Below are 909 nucleotides of genomic sequence, written 5' to 3' on the forward strand. Positions count from 1 at the left end.
ATGAACCGCCCTGTGCGGAGCCGCATGCAGGGTGGTGTGGGGGCTGGAGGCTAGACACCTCCGGCTACCCGATTATGATGTTTCTTCATCTGAGTCAATAAAGTGCCCTTTGCTTGACCAACCTGCCGTATACAAATGGTGCTTTGGAGCATTACTCCCCTTTGTTTCGGTATGCTTATCAATAACTACTTCATCAGATTTTATCCGTGGAATCGAAACCATGGATTCAATACCCAAGCCTAACCTAGGTAAATGCCTAATATCATTTTCATCTCTTGAGTAGCCAGAGGTTGCCCTAAGATTTGCATAATATGATTTATCGCGGACTTCCGATGGTTCGTTTGGCCTCCAAGTACTTTGTGCATCACTCGGTATTATCTGAATGCCTGATTTCTTCCGTGGTGGTTGAGCACTATCACGTTTCTTTTTTGCCTTTAGTTTTTTGCGCTTATCTTTGACCTTATTCTGGCGTGCAGCTTCGTAATCAAACGAATTGAGCACAGTTTTTAAATCATCTTCAAATGATTGGCTATTGACGATATCAGCATCAATAGACTCAAAGAGTTCTCGCAACCGACGTTTATCAGTTTTAGATAGCCTATATGTCGAAGTGTCTATTACGAGAGAATAGAATTGACCAAAATTCTTAAGTACCTTTCTATTACTTTTGATAAAATCGATATTGATCATAGTCCTCAAAGCCTACCAAACATCATAACGCCCAATTAAGGGGTGAACAACGCCTCCACCCAAACCTAAAGCATTGTGCCATAAACACTAAGTTTGAAGTAAAAGCAAAAGTGCCAAGCGTTGTGAATCCCTCTTAAATTGATTGTGTACGCCCAGCATGGGCATGAACTAATGAGGTGAAAGTCCTCTGTAGGAAAATCACCATTTAATTCTCAACTC

At 41.6% G+C, this 909-nt stretch carries 1 protein-coding gene; it reads right to left on the reverse strand.

Annotated features, from left to right (window positions below):
* Window positions 1–72: 72 nt before the first annotated feature.
* On the reverse strand, window positions 73–690 hold the full coding sequence (locus OQJ86_RS26340; protein ID WP_258662118.1) for a hypothetical protein: 618 nt from the start codon (window positions 688–690) through the stop codon (window positions 73–75).
* Window positions 691–909: the final 219 nt, after the last annotated feature.

The sequence above is a fragment of the Vibrio sp. Sgm 5 genome, from assembly GCF_026241575.1.
GTDB classification, from domain to species: domain Bacteria; phylum Pseudomonadota; class Gammaproteobacteria; order Enterobacterales; family Vibrionaceae; genus Vibrio; species Vibrio jasicida.